17 protein-coding genes are annotated in these 15498 nt (G+C 71.0%); 7 read left to right on the top strand and 10 right to left on the bottom strand.

From position 1 onward, the window contains the following. Positions 1-66 precede the first annotated feature (66 nt). The gene (locus tag LPA41_RS02865) at positions 67-495 is read left to right on the top strand and encodes a Fur family transcriptional regulator (RefSeq protein WP_308036511.1); all 429 of its coding nucleotides are present in this window, start codon (positions 67-69) and stop codon (positions 493-495) included. Positions 496-654: 159 nt separating this feature from the next. Next, positions 655-1509 carry an oxygenase MpaB family protein gene (locus tag LPA41_RS02860; RefSeq protein ID WP_229067999.1) on the top strand — a complete coding sequence of 285 codons (855 nt, stop codon included), beginning with the start codon at positions 655-657 and terminating at the stop codon, positions 1507-1509. A 277-nt stretch (positions 1510-1786) separates the two neighbouring features. On the opposite strand, the gene LPA41_RS02855 is transcribed toward LPA41_RS02860, so the two are convergent. From LPA41_RS02855 to LPA41_RS02825, 7 genes are all read right to left on the bottom strand, one after another. Continuing rightward, on the bottom strand, positions 1787-2680 hold the full coding sequence (locus LPA41_RS02855) for a RecB family exonuclease (protein WP_374238096.1): 894 nt from the start codon (positions 2678-2680) through the stop codon (positions 1787-1789). Between the two features lie 46 nt (positions 2681-2726). After that, positions 2727-3344: a MarC family protein gene (locus LPA41_RS02850; RefSeq protein ID WP_229067998.1), complete on the bottom strand. Its 618-nt coding sequence runs from the start codon at positions 3342-3344 to the stop codon at positions 2727-2729. A 51-nt stretch (positions 3345-3395) separates the two neighbouring features. Further along, on the bottom strand, positions 3396-4244 hold the full coding sequence (locus LPA41_RS02845) for a PHP domain-containing protein (protein WP_229068118.1): 849 nt from the start codon (positions 4242-4244) through the stop codon (positions 3396-3398). Then, positions 4241-5059 carry a PH domain-containing protein gene (locus tag LPA41_RS02840; RefSeq protein ID WP_229067997.1) on the bottom strand — a complete coding sequence of 273 codons (819 nt, stop codon included), beginning with the start codon at positions 5057-5059 and terminating at the stop codon, positions 4241-4243. The genes LPA41_RS02845 and LPA41_RS02840 overlap by 4 nt, the downstream gene beginning before the upstream one ends. A gap of 9 nt (positions 5060-5068) precedes the next feature. Beyond that, the gene (locus tag LPA41_RS02835) at positions 5069-5227 is read right to left on the bottom strand and encodes a hypothetical protein (protein WP_014447648.1); all 159 of its coding nucleotides are present in this window, start codon (positions 5225-5227) and stop codon (positions 5069-5071) included. Between the two features lie 131 nt (positions 5228-5358). Continuing rightward, complete coding sequence (locus LPA41_RS02830) at positions 5359-6021, bottom strand: DUF6758 family protein (protein ID WP_374238095.1); 663 nt, start codon at positions 6019-6021, stop codon at positions 5359-5361. Between the two features lie 74 nt (positions 6022-6095). Continuing rightward, complete coding sequence (locus tag LPA41_RS02825; RefSeq protein WP_229067995.1) at positions 6096-6728, bottom strand: RNA methyltransferase; 633 nt, start codon at positions 6726-6728, stop codon at positions 6096-6098. 499 nt (positions 6729-7227) lie between these two features. Between LPA41_RS02825 and trxA the strand changes: the two genes are divergently transcribed. The 3 genes from trxA to LPA41_RS02810 all read left to right on the top strand — a co-directional run bounded on the left by trxA (position 7228) and on the right by LPA41_RS02810 (position 10548). Further along, positions 7228-7644 (top strand): thioredoxin, encoded by a 417-nt coding sequence (gene trxA, locus LPA41_RS02820; protein ID WP_229067994.1) that lies wholly within the window; start codon positions 7228-7230, stop codon positions 7642-7644. 146 nt (positions 7645-7790) lie between these two features. After that, positions 7791-9746: an intein-containing Rv2578c family radical SAM protein gene (locus LPA41_RS02815; protein ID WP_229067993.1), complete on the top strand. Its 1956-nt coding sequence runs from the start codon at positions 7791-7793 to the stop codon at positions 9744-9746. A gap of 394 nt (positions 9747-10140) precedes the next feature. After that, a complete protein-coding gene (locus tag LPA41_RS02810; protein ID WP_229067992.1) occupies positions 10141-10548 on the top strand; it encodes a CoA-binding protein in 408 nt (135 codons plus the stop codon). A 739-nt stretch (positions 10549-11287) separates the two neighbouring features. On the opposite strand, the gene LPA41_RS02805 is transcribed toward LPA41_RS02810, so the two are convergent. The 3 genes from LPA41_RS02805 to LPA41_RS02795 all read right to left on the bottom strand — a co-directional run bounded on the left by LPA41_RS02805 (position 11288) and on the right by LPA41_RS02795 (position 14083). Beyond that, positions 11288-12097, bottom strand: a complete 810-nt coding sequence (locus LPA41_RS02805; RefSeq protein ID WP_374238094.1) for an SDR family NAD(P)-dependent oxidoreductase — start codon at positions 12095-12097, stop codon at positions 11288-11290. A 249-nt stretch (positions 12098-12346) separates the two neighbouring features. Further along, the gene (locus tag LPA41_RS02800; protein ID WP_229067990.1) at positions 12347-12985 is read right to left on the bottom strand and encodes a hypothetical protein; all 639 of its coding nucleotides are present in this window, start codon (positions 12983-12985) and stop codon (positions 12347-12349) included. Positions 12986-13180: 195 nt separating this feature from the next. Further along, positions 13181-14083, bottom strand: a complete 903-nt coding sequence (locus LPA41_RS02795) for a DMT family transporter (RefSeq protein ID WP_229068113.1) — start codon at positions 14081-14083, stop codon at positions 13181-13183. 203 nt (positions 14084-14286) lie between these two features. On the opposite strand from LPA41_RS02795, the gene LPA41_RS02790 reads away from it, so the two are divergent. After that, on the top strand, positions 14287-14985 hold the full coding sequence (locus tag LPA41_RS02790; protein WP_229067989.1) for an HAD family hydrolase: 699 nt from the start codon (positions 14287-14289) through the stop codon (positions 14983-14985). A 12-nt stretch (positions 14986-14997) separates the two neighbouring features. Continuing rightward, positions 14998-15492: a hypothetical protein gene (locus tag LPA41_RS02785; RefSeq protein WP_229067988.1), complete on the top strand. Its 495-nt coding sequence runs from the start codon at positions 14998-15000 to the stop codon at positions 15490-15492. Positions 15493-15498: the final 6 nt, after the last annotated feature.

Below are 15498 nucleotides of genomic sequence, written 5' to 3'. Positions count from 1 at the left end.
TACGGCGGTACCGGTGTGACCACCGTCCCGGTTGGTGAACCGCCGTCGGCGTGCTGTCATGGACACGTGTCGAACAGTGCGGAGATGCTGCGTGCGCGCGGTCTGCGGATAACCCGCCCGCGCCTCGCCGTACTCGACATCCTGACCGGCGGCGGGCACCTCGAGGTCGATGAGATCGCCGGTCGGGTCCGGGCCCGTCTCGACTCCGTCTCCACGCAGGCGGTCTACGACATTCTCGCCGCGTTCTCCCGGGCCGGGCTGGCCCGCCGCATCGAACCCGCCGGCGGCCCGGCGCGCTTCGAGGCCCGGGTCGGCGACAACCATCACCACATCGTCTGCCGGGGCTGCGGCGTGATCGCCGACGTCGACTGCGCGGTGGGCGAGCCACCCTGCATGACCCCGAGCGAGACACACGGCTTCCTCCTGGACGAGGCCGAGGTGACCTTTTGGGGCGTCTGCCCGACCTGCCGGACGCGCCAGAACGCCGGCAGTTGACCGACCGCCGACCAGCGACGCCGACCGGCAATCTGCGGCCGGCGGCGGGCATCGGCGGCCGGCGGCGGGCATCGGCGGCCGGCGGCGGGCATCGGGATCGTGCCGGGGCAGAACTCGGCGACGGGCGGTCGGCAACCTGCGCGTGGCACGCTGGATGACATGACGCGAGACGTCGGTCTGTTCGGGCCGGATTCGGTCACCTGGAAACTGCACCGCGAGCCCATCCTGCTTCTGGGCGGGCTCCGGTCCCTCTACCTACAGGCGTTGCATCCACGCGCCGTCGCCGGCGTCGCCCAGAACTCCGGTTATCGCGCCGACCCGTGGGGCCGGCTCATGCGCACGTCGGCCTATGTCGAGACGGTCATCTACGGCAGTACCGGCGAGGTGGCCGAGGCTTCCACCCGCCTGCGCCGGCTGCACGCCAAGATGTCCGCGGTCGACCCGCGCACCGGCGACCGGTTCCGCATCGACGAGCCGGAGCTGCTGCGCTGGGTGCACGTCGCCGAGGTGGAGTCGTTCCTGAGCACGGCGGTGCAGGCCGGGCTGCGGCTCACCGAGGACGAGATCGACGGGTACTACACCGAGCAGCTGCGCGCCGCCGAACTGGTCGGCCTCGACCCGTCCACGGTTCCGGGGACCGCCGCCGAGGTGGAGCGTTACTACGCCCGGATGCGACCGGAACTCGGGCTCACCAAGGACGGCGCGGAAACTGCCCTCTTCCTCACGGTGCCGCCGCCGCCGACGGGCTGGGGCGGCCGCGCGGTGCGCCTCGGGCTCACGCTGGGCCCGCCCCGCTGGGCCTACCTCGGCGTCGCGAGCACGGCGATCGGCTTGCTGCCGGCTTGGGCCCGCAAGATGTACGGGGGACTCGGCTGGCCCACCACCGACCTCGCCGCCCGCCTTTCCGCCCGCAGCCTGCGCGCCCTGCTCGCCGCGGTGCTGGCCGCCCTGCCCGCGCAGTACCGGGTGCCACCGGCCCGCCGGGCCGCCCTCCAACGAGCCACCCAGAGCTGACCGAGAACTTTCGGTCCGGCGGCCTCGCGCGCTACGGCCTCGACCACGACGGCAACCCCGCGCCCACCCAACCGCCCGGAGCCGCCTCACCCATCCGGCCGAAGCGGCTGCTCAGGGCACCAAGCCCGGCCGGATGGCCGCACCGAGCCCCACGCAGGACGGCCGCACCAAGCCAGGCCCGGACGGCTGCACCCAGCCCGCACGAACGGCCGCTCCCAGCCCGCGGGGGACTCCCAGCCCGGCCCGAGACGGCCGCACCAAGCCCGGCCCGAGGCGGCTAGGAACTTGCCAGGTGCTCCACCGCCGTCCATGGCTCCTTGCCCTCGACCCCGGCCCCCGCCGGGCACACCCGCCGGAAGTCGCACCACCCGCACAGCGACCCCGGGTTGACGGGAAACGACTCGTCCGGGTCGGCGCCCGCCGCGACCGCCTTCTCGGCGGCCACGATGTCGGTCGCGGTCTCCTCGGCGCGGCGCACCTGCCGGGACAGGGACTCGGGGGTGTGCTCGTGGGCGGCGACCGTGCCGGTCGGCAGGTGGTGCAGCTCGACGCGCCGGCAGGGGCGCCGGAAGACCCGCTCGGCGGCGAACGCGTAGAGCGCGAGCGCCTGCGAGCCCCGGGCGTCGTCGGCGTCCAGGCCGGAGCGGCCGGTCTTGTAGTCGACGATCACCGCTTCCGGGCCGTCGGGACCGACCCGGGAGTCGATCCGGTCGGCCCGCCCGTTCAGCGCGAGGACCGAGGTCTTGGTGGCGACCACCCGCTCGACGCCGAGCGGTTCGTCCTCCGGGTCGAGGCCGCCCACGTAGGTCTCCAGCCAGCCGAGCGCCCGGTGGTAGGCCGCCCGCTCCTGGTCGACGTCGCGGTATCCCTCCCGGACCCACGTGGCTTTGAGAAGCGTGGGCAACGCGCCCGGCGCGCGCCGCTCCTGGGACAACGCATACCAATTCTTCAGCGCGGTGTGCACGCTCGCCCCGAGCGAGTTGTGCGCCCAGGGCGGGCCTTTCGGCGGGGTGGGCCGGTCGATGTAGGAGTATCGGTATTTGCGCGGGCAGTCGGCGTAGGCCCCGAGCTTGCTGGGCGTGCAGACGAAGAGTCGCTCCGGCATGCCGGCGAAACCGAGCTGCTCGGGCACGGCGGCGGCCCGGGTCGCGCGAGGTCTGGTGGGGGACACGCGGCAATCCTGCCAGCACCCCCCGACAAGAACCGAACGCGAAGGATCAGAGCATCCCGCTGTACGACTTGACGAACGCGAAGACGGCATCCGCCATGAGCTGCACCGCGATGGCCGCCAGGAGCAGGCCCGCGATCCGGGTGAGCACCTCGATGCCGGCCGGGCGCAGGAGTCGCACGATGACCCCGGAGAAGCGCAGGACCAGCCAGACCGTGGCCATCACGGCGAGGATCGCGGCCGCCAGGATGAGGTGTTCGTCGAGTGATTCGGCACGCTGGACGAAGAGCATCGTCGCGACGATGGCGCCGGGGCCGGCCAGCAGCGGGGTGCCAATCGGGACGAGTGCCACGTTGGTGGTGCCGACCTGGTCCGACGGTTCGTCGGTCTTGCCGGTGAGTAGCTGCAACGCCACCAGGACGAGCAGCAGGCCACCGGCCGCCTGCAGCGCCGGGAGTTGCACGTGGAGGTAGTCGAGCAGGGTCTGCCCGGCGATCGCGAACCCGACGATCACGCCGAGGGCGAGCAGCACCGCCTGCGTACCGGCCCGGTTGCGGGCCTTCGCGGGCAGGCTGCCGGTCAGCGCGAGGAAGACCGGGACCATGCCGGGAGGATCGACGATCACCAGCAGAGTCACGAAGAACTCGCCGAACAGCTTGACATTCACCCGAACAAGGTAGGGCTCGGTTCCCTCCGGCGCAGGCGGGTAGGGCGATGATCACCCCAGGACGGGCACTCCGGTCGCCGCGGAGACGATTTTCTCGTACATCTCGGGCGCGGTCACGAAGGCGCCCAGCTTGACCGTCTTGTGCGTACCGTGGAAGTCGGAAGATCCGGTGACCGCCAGGCCGAGCCGGTCCGCCAGGTCTCGCACCTGGGCCCGCTCCGCGGGGGTGTGGTCCTCGTGATCGGCCTCCAGGCCGAAGAGGCCCGCCTCGGCGAGCTCGACGATCAGCCGGTCCGGCACCACCCGGCCGCGGACGGTCGCGCGGGGATGGGCGAAAACGGTCACCCCACCGGCGTTCCGCACCGCCCGGACAGCTTCGAAGACATCCAGGTCGGATTTGGGTACGAAGTACCGGGCCCCCAGCCACGTGGACGCGAAGGCCTCCGTGGTGGTGCGCACGAGACCGGCCCTGATCAGCGCTTGTGCGATGTGCGGACGGCCGACCGAACCGCCCGCCGCGTATCCGAGGACCTCGGCCCAGGTGATCGGCACGCCGTCCGCCCGGAGCTTCGTGACGATCTTCTCGGCCCGCTGTTCCCGGTCACCGCGCAGCCGCGTCAACTCCGCGGCGAGCAGCGGCTCCGCCGGGTCGAAGAGGTACGCCAGCAGGTGCAGTGCGATGGCCGGTTCGACGCCGTGCCATCGGCAGGACAACTCGGCGCCGCGGACCAGGGCCAGCCCGTCGGGCCGGGCGGCCGCCGCCAGTTCCCAGCCGCCGGTGGTGTCGTGATCGGTGATCGCCAGGACGTCCAGGCCGGCGGCCGCACCGGCCCGGACCAGTTCGGCCGGGGTCAGCGTGCCGTCGCTGGCCGTCGAATGGCAGTGCAGGTCGATGCTCAGGCGTCGTCTCCGTCGTCCTCTTTGCCCAGCCGCGCCTCGACGGCCTGCGGCTCATACATCTCCTCGACCACGCGGAGGTAGAGCTCGTTGGGGTTGGGCAGGTGCTTGATCTCGCGCAGCGCCTGGTCCTGGCCGGCCGACTCGAGCACGAACGTGCCGTAGCTCAGCATCCGGCCGAGGGCCGACTGGGTGTACTTCATGTCGGTCACCCGCAGGAGCGGCATCATGGCCACCTTCCGGGTGACGATGCCGTTGACCACCATGACCCGCTTGTTGGTCAGGATGAACCTGTCGAAGTACCAGTCGAAGACCTTCCAGGCCACCCAGCTGATCACACCGAGCCAGACCAGGACGGCGACCGTGACCATGCCGTCGATGTTCTGCCGGGTGAGGAAGCCGGCCAGGTAGCCGAGGACGAGCGTGGCGCCGGCACCGATGGCCAGCGGCGTCGTCAGGTGGATCCAGTGCCGTTTCCACTCACCGCGGTATCGCTCGGTGGGGAAGAGGTAGCGGGCGACCAGAGTGGTCGGCTCGTCCTCCAGCGGCAGGAAACGGCGCGGACCGCCGCCCTGGTCGAGACCCTCCAGCTCCTCCTGGGTGAAGGAGGGCGGCTGGTACTCGTCCGGATCCTCGTAGACGTCCTCGGGGCGACGCTGATGGCCACGTGCGTACCCCTCGGCGTCGTCGCCGTAGGGCTCGCCCCGTGTGTAATCAGGATCGTCGAACGCCGGGTCGCGGAACCCGAAGTTCTCATCGTCATCCCGAGGGCGCCGGGCACCCTCGCCTCGCGGTTCGCGCGGCTCGCCAGGATCCATGTGGTGATGCTATGCGACGAGGTCGGTGAAGAAGGTGCCGAAGCCTCGGGCGATGTCGGCGATCGTGCCTCCGAGTGACTCGAAGACCGCCGCGGCGGATCTCGGGTTGAAGGCGATGAAGAAGATCAAGAATGCAATACCAAGCCAGGTGAGGACCTTCTTGATCATGGCGGGCCTTCTCCTCCGGTGCGGGTGACGTTCAGCGCCGCGGCAATACTGACGGTATCAGCTTCGTCGCTTCGTGTGAACAAAGTGTCCGGAAAGCCGATTGTCAACACTGAAGGTCACACCTGAGAGAGTTAGGCACGACCATGCAGGTAAGGCGATGGCGCTCCGAACACCAGCTCGGGCGGCACTCCGTCGGAGAGGTCGTGCAGAACGACGTGCTCCGCGAGAAGGTAGCCCGCGCTTGCGGGCCACGCTACCGCATAGAGCCACATTCCTTTGGCCTCACTCACGTAGGCACTTCGATCTTCGGGTGACTTTACACACCACAGTGGAGTGGGATGCCCGGCTGCTTTGATCTTCGCATGTGGACCGGCATGCGAGGCGGGATCGGACAGCGCCTCGGTGAGCAGGTGACCGGGGTCCAGGCCCGGAATCCCGGCGAACCGCGTGCCCAGGCCGACGCCGGGCTGCTCGGCCACCAGGACCAGGTCGGCGGGGCCACCACCGAGCGGCTCCGGGCCGCTGCACGCGAGGACCGTCGCGCGAACACCGAACCGGTCGTCACCCGACCAGCCGACACCCGTCACCATCCACCCGGACGGCAGCGGCCACGGACACCAGAGAGGGATCCGCTCCGCGCTCGACGCCGACTCCCGCAGCACCGTTCCGACGATCTCCGCGCTGATGTGCTCGGCGACGTGGAACGGCGGAACGTCGCCACAGTTGTCGCACCGCCAGTTGCTGTGCATCAGGTCCGGCCTGCGGACCTGAGCAGCACATCTGGGGCAACTCACCGTGACACCCACACTTCATACCGTGGGGGTCGGGCGCTCCGGCGTCAAGCGGATCGGCCCTTTTCACCACCCTTTCAGGCGGGCGGCGGGCCGGCGTGCGCGCGGATCCAGGCGTGCATCGCGATCCCACTGGCCACCCCGGCGTTTATCGAACGCGTCGAACCGTACTGCGCGATCGAGAAGAGCTCGCCGCACGCCGCACGCGCCGGATCGGAGAGGCCGGGGCCCTCCTGGCCGAAGAGCAGGACACACCTGCGCGGGAGTGTGGTCGTCTCCATCGGCCGCGAGCCCGGCAGGTTGTCGATGCCGACCACCGGCAGTCCGGCGTCGCCGGCCCAGGCCACGAACTCCTCGATGGTGGGATGGTGCCGCACGTGCTGGTACCGGTCCGTGACCATGGCACCCCGGCGGTTCCACCGGCGCTGCCCGACGATGTGCACCTCGGCGGCGAGGAACGCGTTGGCGTTGCGGACCACCGTGCCGATGTTGAAGTCGTGCTGCCAGTTCTCGATCGCGACGTGGAAGTCGTGGCGGCGCTCGTCCAGGTCGGCGATCACGGCTTCCCTGGTCCAGTACCGGTACCGGTCGACCACGTTGCGGCGATCACCGTGCTCGAGCAGCTCGGGGTCGTACTGTTCACCGACCGGCCAGTCGCCGGGCCACGGGCCGACGCCGACCTCGGTTGATTGATCCTCGCCCGCCGTCATGGGGCGTTAGGCTACTCATCCTGCGCGGGAACCCGATCCTGAGGATCAGCGCCGGTCAGGGAATGTGCCGTCAGGGAATGTGCCGGGCAAGAGACGTGCCTGACAGGGGACGCAATGAGCGGCGGGGCCCTCCCCGGCACCCGCCGCCCACGCTCTGTTGGGAAAGAGTTTGCCTTACGGTCCGTATCCATGTGAAGGACTTTCAAATGTGAGCCAGCTCACAATTAAGTTTCTTTCCTATTCCCGTACGGAATCGGCGCGCTCCCACAGGTGGCGCAGAGGCTGGACAAACGGTTCGGATCGTGCCAAGCAGTACAGATCTTCACTTCTGATCGTGTCAGCTATCGGACACCACACGCCTACTTTCAGTTACCATGAGCTGTCCAGGTCAATATCCGGACGGTGCCCTACGCCACGTGTGCCGACACGTCGAGCGGGAATGAGAGTTGGGTACCAGGAGTTTCACCGGACGAAAGCGATTCCCGCAGACGGAGGCATCATGGCGACGGTTGCGCTCACCGCAGCGAACTTCGACGAGGTCACCGGCAAGGACGGCATCGTCCTGGTCGACTTCTGGGCCAGTTGGTGCGGGCCCTGCGTCCGCTTCGCACCGACCTACGAGCGGTCCTCGGAGAAGCACCCGGAGATCACATTCGGCAAGGTCGACACCGAGGCCGAGCAGGCCCTGGCCGCGAAGTTCGACATCCGCTCCATCCCGACGATCATGGCGGTCCGCGACGGCATCGTGGTGTTCGCCCAGCCGGGCGCACTCCCCGAGTCGGCGCTGGAAAGCCTGATCGAAAAGGTCGAGCAGCTGGACATGGACGAGGTGCGCGAGCAGATGGACGCACACCGCAAGGCCGCGCACGGCGAATCCGCCAAGGCGGAGGAGGCGGCGGCCGCCGGCCGCAGCTGACCCGGCGAGACATCAGGCCCGCGGACCGGTTCGGTCCGCGGGCCTTTTCGTTCCCGGCACGGCCCCTCTTCCCTTCCGGTACGCCGTCCGCATGGCTTTCTGATCCGTCATGGACAGCGGCTCGAACATGTGTTCGAATACCTGCCATGCGATGGTCCCACCTGTCGGCCTCACCCGACGACGGCATGCTCCCTGCCCCGGAGCGGGGCCCGCTCGTGGACAGGGCAGTGCCGGCGGCTCCACCCCTGCCGCTGGCGCTGCCCGGTGCCACCGTCCGCACGTTCGACACCCCGGGGTTCGCCGGGATGACGTTCTACGAGGTGCGGGCCAAATCGCTGCTCAACCGGGTGCCCGGCCAGTCCCGGGTGCCGTTCGAGTGGACCGTCAACCCCTATCGCGGCTGCTCGCACGCCTGCACCTACTGCCTGGCCGGCGACACCCCGATCCTGCTCGCCGACGGCTCCACCCGGCCGCTGGCCCAGCTGCGGCCCGGTGACGCGGTGATGGGCACGATGGGCGCCGGCCCGCACCGGCGATACGTCACCACCACCGTCCTGGACCACTGGGCCACCAGCAAACCCGCGTTCCGGGTGACCCTCTCCGACGGCACGCGGCTGGTGTCCAGCGGCGATCACCGGTTCCTCACCGACCGCGGCTGGCGGCACGTCAGCCCGGCCGAGGCGCACCAGCCCGCACTCGCGGTCGGCGACCTGATGTTCGGGGTCGGCCGGTTCGCCGAGGCGCCCAAGGAGTCCCCCGACTACCAGACCGGCTTCCTGTGCGGCCTGGTCCGCGGCGACGCGTCCGGCGGCGGCACGGCCCGGGAGGGCGACGCCTGGGTCCGCGCTGACGGCTACCTCGACGACATCTCCCTCACCGAGGCGCTGCGCTGGCCGGAGCTGCCGACCGGCGACTGGTTCCGGGGTTTCCTCGCCGGGGCCTTCGGCGCGATCGGGCACACCGAGCGGCTGGCCGTGGTCTTCGAAACCGACGACCCGGTCTACCTGGGGTGGATCGCCGACGCCCTCGCCCACCTCGGGCTGGCGACCCGGCGACCGGTCCGCGCCGGCCGCGGGCGCCCCGCCCCCGAGCGCATCGAGACCGAGCGCAACCTGGAAGCGGCCCTGCGGTTCCGGCACCTGACCGGGGCGACAGCGGCCCCGCTCGACGCGTCCGGCGTCGGGGTCCGCGCCGACCGGCGGCTCGCCGTGGCCGACATCGAGGACCTCGGCCTCACCCTGCCCCTGTTCGACATCTCCACGGGCACCGGTGACTTCATCGCCGACGGCGTGGTCAGCCACAACTGCTTCGCCCGCAACACGCACACCTACCTCGACCTCGACGCCGGGCACGACTTCGACAGCCGCATCGTGGTGAAGGTGAACGCCGGCGAGCTGATCCGCCGCGAGCTGGCCGACCCGCACTGGTCCGGCGCGTCGATCGCGATGGGCACCAACGTCGACGTCTACCAGCGCGCCGAGGGCCGCTACCGCCTGATGCCGGAGATCCTGGCGGCGTTGCGCGACCACGCCAACCCGTTCTCCATCCTCACCAAGGGCACCCTGATCCTGCGCGACCTCGAGCTGCTCCAGCAGGCCGCCGAGGTGACCCGGGTCGGCCTCTCCTTCTCGGTCGGCTTCGTCGACGAGCAGGTCTGGCGCTCCGCCGAGCCCGGCACGCCCAGCCCGCGCCGCCGCCTCGACGCGGTCCGCCGCCTCACCGACACCGGCTTCTCCGTCGCCGTCCTGATGGCACCGATCCTGCCCGGCCTCACCGACACCGAGGACTCCATCGACGAAACGGTCGCCGCCATCGCCGCCTCCGGCGCCACAAGCGTCTCCCCCCTCGCCCTGCACCTGCGCCCCGGCGCCCGCGAGTGGTACGCGTCGTGGATCGCCCGCGAACACCCCCACCTGCTCCCGCGCTACCGCGAACTCTTCGGCAACGGCTCCTACTCCCCCCGCACCTACCAGGCCGAACTGACCGCCCGCGTCCGCCTCGCCGCCCGCCGCCACGGCCTCCACCGCCACGAGCCCGCCACCTCCCGCCGGGTCACCGACACCCCGAGCCCCACCCAGCCGGAACAGCTGACGCTGCTCTGACCTCAGACCTGCCGCGCCCCCGGTCCGGGGGGTCCGGGGGCGCGGCGCCTCCTACTCCCTCAGCCCCCTGGCCCGCCCGCTCTCACGCCCTTGCCGCCCGCTCTCACGCCCTTGCCGCCCGGCTCTCACGCCCTTGCCGCCCGGCTCTCACGCCCTTGCCGCCCGGCTCTCACGCCCTTGCCGCCCGGCTCTCAGCTCCCTGCACGCGTCCTCAGCTCTCCCTGCACGCCGGAGGGCCAGCACCGCGAGCTGCCGACGGGCCGCCTGGTCGAGCCTTGGCCTCGATCGACGGTCGCGCGCAGTCGCATACCGGCAGACATCGTCGGCCCTGCGAAGGCCGGGGTCGCTGGGCCGACCCGGTGAGCGTCGAGGATCCACGAACTAGAGTTGGTGAATGCGGAGTGCTCAGCAGATCCTGGCCGAGGCGAACGTCATCGCGGTGGTGGGCGCGTCCCGCGACCCGTACAAGCCGTCGCACACCGTGCCGCTGCAGATGTTGCGGCATGGCTGGCGCATCATCCCGGTGAACCCGTTCGTCGACGAGGTGTTCGGCGTTCCGACCGTACCGACGCTTGCCGACCTTCCCGAACCGGTCGACCTCGTCGACATCTTCCGGCCGGCACACGATGCCGTGGAGGTGGTCCGGCAAGCGGCCGCCATAAAAGCGCCGGCGGTCTGGCTGCAGAGCGGCATCGTCTCGGCCGAAGCGCGGCGGATCGCCGAGGAGGCCGGCATGGACTACGTGGAGGACCGCTGCCTGGCCGTCGAACGCGCGGTCGGACAGCTGACCAAACTCACCTGACCGGCCCGGCTCGCAGCTCGGCAGAGTGCCTGGCACCCGCCCCGGTGCACAGCCCGGCGGAGACTCCGGTGCACAGCCCGGCGGAGACTCCGGTGCACAGCCCGGCGGAGACTCCGGTGCACAGCCCGGCGGAGACTCCGGTGCACAGCCCGGCGGAGACTCCGGTGCACAGCCCGGCGGAGACTCCGATTTACAGCCAGGCAGAGTAGTGCGAAGCCGACGCTGACTATCCGCCTGCGCCGAGAGGCGTACGGCACCACCCCGGCGGGCGTACAGCACCCCGGCCACCGCCCACCGAATCTCCCGGAGCCGGCAGAAGGCAACCCCAGGTGGCGCGCGGCTGATACTCCCTGAGCGCCCGGCATCAGCCGAGCCGGCAGTATTGCCTACGCAACCAACTCCCGCCGGGCGGGCGGCATCGCCGGGGCCGCCGCGGTCCTGGAGCAACGAAACAAGCAGCCGAGATGTTGATCTGCTAGCGCTACGAAATCGCTGTGATCATGGACCTAAGACCGCGATTTCGCACCGCCAGCAGATCAACACCCCCACACGAGCCCCCGCAGCGCGACCCAGAGCCACGAACTCACCAATAACAAACCCACGGAAAAGCCACAATCGGTACAGCAGATGCGCTTGACCGAACCATAGAGACACCCCCCCGGCGGGCGTACGGCACCGCCCCAGCCGGCGCGTGCCCAGCCGGCGCGTGCGGTGGTCGACGAGTCGCCGGGTGGGTGGGTCAGCGGAACTGGGCCTCGCGGACGCTGTTGCCGCCGTCGACGACCAGCATCTGGCCGGTGATGTAGGACGCTGCCGGTGAGCAGAGGAACGCCACCGCCGCGGCCACCTCGTCCGGGGTGCCGGGGCGGCCGATCGGCGTGCCCAGACCCTGCTTGATCTCGGTGACTGTCGAGGCGGCCGTGTAGATGGTGCCGGGCGCCACGCAGTTGACGACGACGCCGTCGGCGACCAGTTCCATCGCCAGGGCGCGGGTGAGGCCGACCACGCCTGCCTTCGCGGCCGCGTACGCCGCCTCGGTGGGCAGGGCGTTGACCGGACCCGCGGTGGCGGCCAGGTTGACGATCCGGCCCCAGCCGCGCTCGGCCATGCCGCTGACGAACGCCCGGCTGCAGAGAAACGCGGTGCTCAGGTTCCGATCGATTTCGGCCCGCCACTCGTCGAGAGTGAGCTGGGCGACCGGGCGGAGGACCTCCGGACTGGTACGGCTGGCCAGCCCCGCGTTGTTCACCAGCACCTCGACGTCACCGAGCTGGTCGGAGATCGCGTCGGCGAGGGCACCGACCTCGGACTCGTCGGTCAGGTCCGCGACGAAACCGGTCACGCCGAGCTCGGTGGCCCGTTCGTGGATGCGCCGGGTGGTCGACACGATCGCGACCCGGGCGCCCAGGTTGCGCAGGCGGCGGGCGGTCGCGTACCCGATGCCGTCCGGGCTGCCCGCACCCGTGACCAGGGCGACCTTGCCGTCCAGGCGCATGGTGACCGGGGCTTCGCCGGTTTCTTCGATCTCCGCTTCCACAACCTGAAGCATGTCAGGTTCGGAGGCCCGTTCGGGGTCCGTTCCGGGCGCGCCGGAACGGGGTGGCCGGCCATCAGCGGGGCGGGTGGCATCGCGCCGGGACGGACTTCCTCCGGCGGAACGGGCGTCGAAGACCATGCGGCGATCCTGCCCGCTCCCCGAAGCCGGGGCAAACATCACGTCACCGTGGCGTACTCGGCGTTCCCGGCGCGGCCAGGCGCTACCGGCCGGCACTGACGGCTTTCCGACAACCGCCGGAGGTCAGCGGACGGACTCCGGCGCGGTCGGTGATGTGCTGGTCAGCATGGGTATGGGGCCTTCCTGCACGAAGACCAGGGGTGCCGCGGAACCGTACCGGGCGGGCAGTTGACGTCGCGCCTCGTCGATGTCCTGGGTGCCGATCTCGACGCCGGCTCCGTCGTGGCGACTGCCGACAGTGACGATCCGCACGCCCTGTTCCGCCCAGTACGGGAGGTCGGCCATCACCCGGTCCTGCCAGCCGGACAGTTCGGCGACGGCGTGGGCGGCGTCGCGGACCACCACGCAGGCCGTGCCGGCGCTGCTCCGAACAAAACCGTCGAAGCGGGCCGACGGCACCCGGTAGACGACAGCCCGTACGCCCCGGTGGTCGATCTCCATGCCGGAGTAGTGCTCCGCGAAGCGTTCCCGCCCGCCCTCTTCGATCCGTTCCATCGCGGCGGTCAGCCGCGCAGGAGTGAGCGGGACCTGAACGTTTCCGGTCACCGCGTGCCGCGGCGCTCTCGCCATCGCGCACCCCGCGGTGTGCCGGTCACCGGTGAGGCCGGTCCGCTGGGAGCCCTCGGGCTGCTGGAGCGCGCCGCAGCCGGCCGCCGTCAGGGTCAGGATCGCCAGGAGCGGTGTCGACCGTACGCGTCGCATGGCACTCCCTCGGTTCCGCCGCCGGGCCTCGATCTCTGGTGCAACGACCGCCTTAGCGCCACGTTCCGCCCGATTAGCAGCAAGATAGGGCGTTTTATCCAGCCATAACCGAAAGAGGGAAAGCCGCCGGACGGGAAAGAACCGCGGGGCCGCGCACAGAGCGAAAGCCACGCACGACGCGGCAAAAGCGCGGCGTCAGGACGGGGCCGGTGTGGTGCGGCCCGCGCGGGCGGCCCCCAGGATCACGACGAAGACGCCGGCCAGCAGGAGCGCCAGGCCGGGCAGCGAACTCGTCCGCGGCTCCTGCCCCAGCCACCACCAGGCGATGAGTGCCGCGCCCGGTACCTCGATCAGGATCAGGACGCTCACCGCGGTGGCCGACGTGTGCTGGAGCGCGTAGTTGAACATCGAGTGCCCCAGCAGCTGCGCCCCCACGACCAGGGCGAGGATCGCGGCCCAGGTGTGCGTGTCGTAGCCGCTCAGGTCGACCCCCGCGACCAGGCAGACAACGAGCAGGATGGCGGCGCAGGTGCCGTAGCAGATCCAGGTGTACGTGGTCGTGCTCAGCGCCGACCGCGCCCGCTCCCCGAGCGCCGTGTAGACCGCGGCCGCCATCGCACCGAGCAGGGCGAGCACGTCGGCCCACACGGCTTGCGCGGAGACGCCCAGGTCGGCACCGGTGGCCCAGGCCGCGCCGGCGACGGCGAGCCCGATGCCGAGCCAGCCGGCGGCCGACGGGCGCCGGCCCTGCGCGGCCGCGATCAGGCCCTGCCAGACCGGCTGGGTGGCGACGAGGGCGGTCGCGGTGGCCACCGAGCCGAGCTGGACGGCCGGCATCCAGGTGGCGAAGTGCACGGCGAGGGCGACCCCGGCGAGCACGCAGAAGAGGCCGTCGCGGCGGCGCGGGCCGCGGATGACACCGGACACCTCGGCGCGGCGGGCGGTGAGGGCCACGGGAGTGAGCGCCACGGTGGCGAGGGCGTTGCGCCAGAACGCGACGGCGAGCGCCGGTGCCGCGGCGAAAGCGATGAGCGGGGCCGAGGAGGAGACCGCGAGGACGGCCACGACCAGGGCGAGAACGGTGCCGGGTGGCGGCATGGCCGCGGACAGGGCGCCGGGCGTACGGGTGACCGCAGCGCCATCTTGACTCGGTGAGCGCATATTCATCCCCGGCCGTCGCTTCTTGCACAGCCGTCCTGCGCAAGTTGCACATCTCTATTGGCGGACAGTGACGGAGTGGATACAGTCACCGACGGCCGTTCGGCCACTTTCTTCCCTCGATGCCCGGGAGGCCGATTTACATGCCCGCATACCGTGCGGTCGTGTTTGACTTCTTCGGCACCTTGACCCGTTCTGTCCAGCGTGGTCCCCAGCACGCGGACATTGCCAGGTCCCTCGGTGCCGACCCGGAGGCCGTGACAGGCGTCCTCGACCGCACCTTCCGTGCCCGCGCCTGCGGCCGTTACGGCTCGGCGGAGGCCACCTTGCGCTGGGTGATCGAGCAGGCCGGTGGCCGGCCACGCCCGGATGCCATCCGCGCCGGAGTCCCGGCCCGGGTCGACGCCCTGCGCGCCGACACCCAGCTGCGGCCCGACGCGGTCGCCGCGCTGACCGCGATCCGGCGCCGCGGCGTACGCACCGCGGTGATCAGCGACTGCACCCACGAACTACCCGCCTTCCTGCCCGGCCTCCCGGTGGCGCCGCTGCTCGACGCACAGATCTACTCGGTGGAGCTCGGCGTGTGCAAGCCGGATCCCGAGATCTACCTGGCCGCCTGCGATCGGCTGGGAATCGCCCCGGAGGACTGCCTCTACGTGGGTGACGGCGGCAGCCACGAACTCACCGGCGCCGCCGCGGTCGGCATGACCCCGGTCCGGCTGGCCGCGCCCGACCTGGCGAACCATCTGGTCTTCGACGCGGACACGAACTTCGCCGGGAGTACCGTCCGGTCCCTCACCGACGTGCTCACCCTGCTCCGGCACACTCCGGCGCTGGTCTGACAGGATGACCCGGTGACCTCCGGCGTGCTGGACGAGGCGATCAAGAAAGCGGCGATCGCCTGGATCTCGGTGGGCGACAGCCCGGCGTACGCGTTGTGGTGCATGCCCGCGGAGAACTCCCTGCTCGTGGTGAGTGGGCCGGGTGAGCAGTTCGCGCCGGGGCTGGCCGAGGCGGAACGCGCCACGATCCGGCTCCGCGGCGACCACGGCGGCCTGATCGTCGCCGCCGACGCGCACGTCACGCGGCTGACTCCGGGCAGCGACGAGTGGGCCGAGCTCGCCCCGCAGCTGGCGGCGAAACGGCTCAACGCCACCGGCACCGCCGAGGAGGTGGTGGCGCGCTGGGCGGAGACCGGCTGCGCCGTGGTCCGGCTCACCCCGGCCGCCGAGTCCGCCGTCGGCACCCCGGAGCTGCCCGCCGAGTCGGCGGCGGCTCCCCCGCGGGAGACACCGGCACGGGTCGAGACCCGCCGCCCGTTCCGCCTGCACCGGGTCCGCAAGCGCTGACCCCCG

Source organism: Actinoplanes sp. DH11 (assembly GCF_020873875.1).
In the GTDB taxonomy this organism is placed as follows: domain Bacteria; phylum Actinomycetota; class Actinomycetes; order Mycobacteriales; family Micromonosporaceae; genus Actinoplanes.
Note: the sequence above shows the minus strand (reverse complement) of the source record. Positions and strands in the feature narration are given on the sequence as shown.

Excerpts from the sequence above, each read along its gene's own strand:
- LPA41_RS02860 (WP_229067999.1), top strand. The coding sequence starts at position 655 with ATGACGCGAGACGTCGGTCTGTTCGGGCCGGATTCGGTCACCTGGAAA.
- LPA41_RS02840 (WP_229067997.1), bottom strand. The coding sequence starts at position 5,059 with ATGGATCCTGGCGAGCCGCGCGAACCGCGAGGCGAGGGTGCCCGGCGC.
- LPA41_RS02835 (WP_014447648.1), bottom strand. The coding sequence starts at position 5,227 with ATGATCAAGAAGGTCCTCACCTGGCTTGGTATTGCATTCTTGATCTTC.
- LPA41_RS02825 (WP_229067995.1), bottom strand. The coding sequence starts at position 6,728 with ATGACGGCGGGCGAGGATCAATCAACCGAGGTCGGCGTCGGCCCGTGG.
- trxA (WP_229067994.1), top strand. The coding sequence starts at position 7,228 with ATGGCGACGGTTGCGCTCACCGCAGCGAACTTCGACGAGGTCACCGGC.
- LPA41_RS02815 (WP_229067993.1), top strand. The coding sequence starts at position 7,791 with ATGCGATGGTCCCACCTGTCGGCCTCACCCGACGACGGCATGCTCCCT.
- LPA41_RS02810 (WP_229067992.1), top strand. The coding sequence starts at position 10,141 with ATGCGGAGTGCTCAGCAGATCCTGGCCGAGGCGAACGTCATCGCGGTG.
- LPA41_RS02805 (WP_374238094.1), bottom strand. The coding sequence starts at position 12,097 with ATGCTTCAGGTTGTGGAAGCGGAGATCGAAGAAACCGGCGAAGCCCCG.
- LPA41_RS02800 (WP_229067990.1), bottom strand. The coding sequence starts at position 12,985 with ATGCGACGCGTACGGTCGACACCGCTCCTGGCGATCCTGACCCTGACG.
- LPA41_RS02795 (WP_229068113.1), bottom strand. The coding sequence starts at position 14,083 with ATGCCGCCACCCGGCACCGTTCTCGCCCTGGTCGTGGCCGTCCTCGCG.
- LPA41_RS02790 (WP_229067989.1), top strand. The coding sequence starts at position 14,287 with ATGCCCGCATACCGTGCGGTCGTGTTTGACTTCTTCGGCACCTTGACC.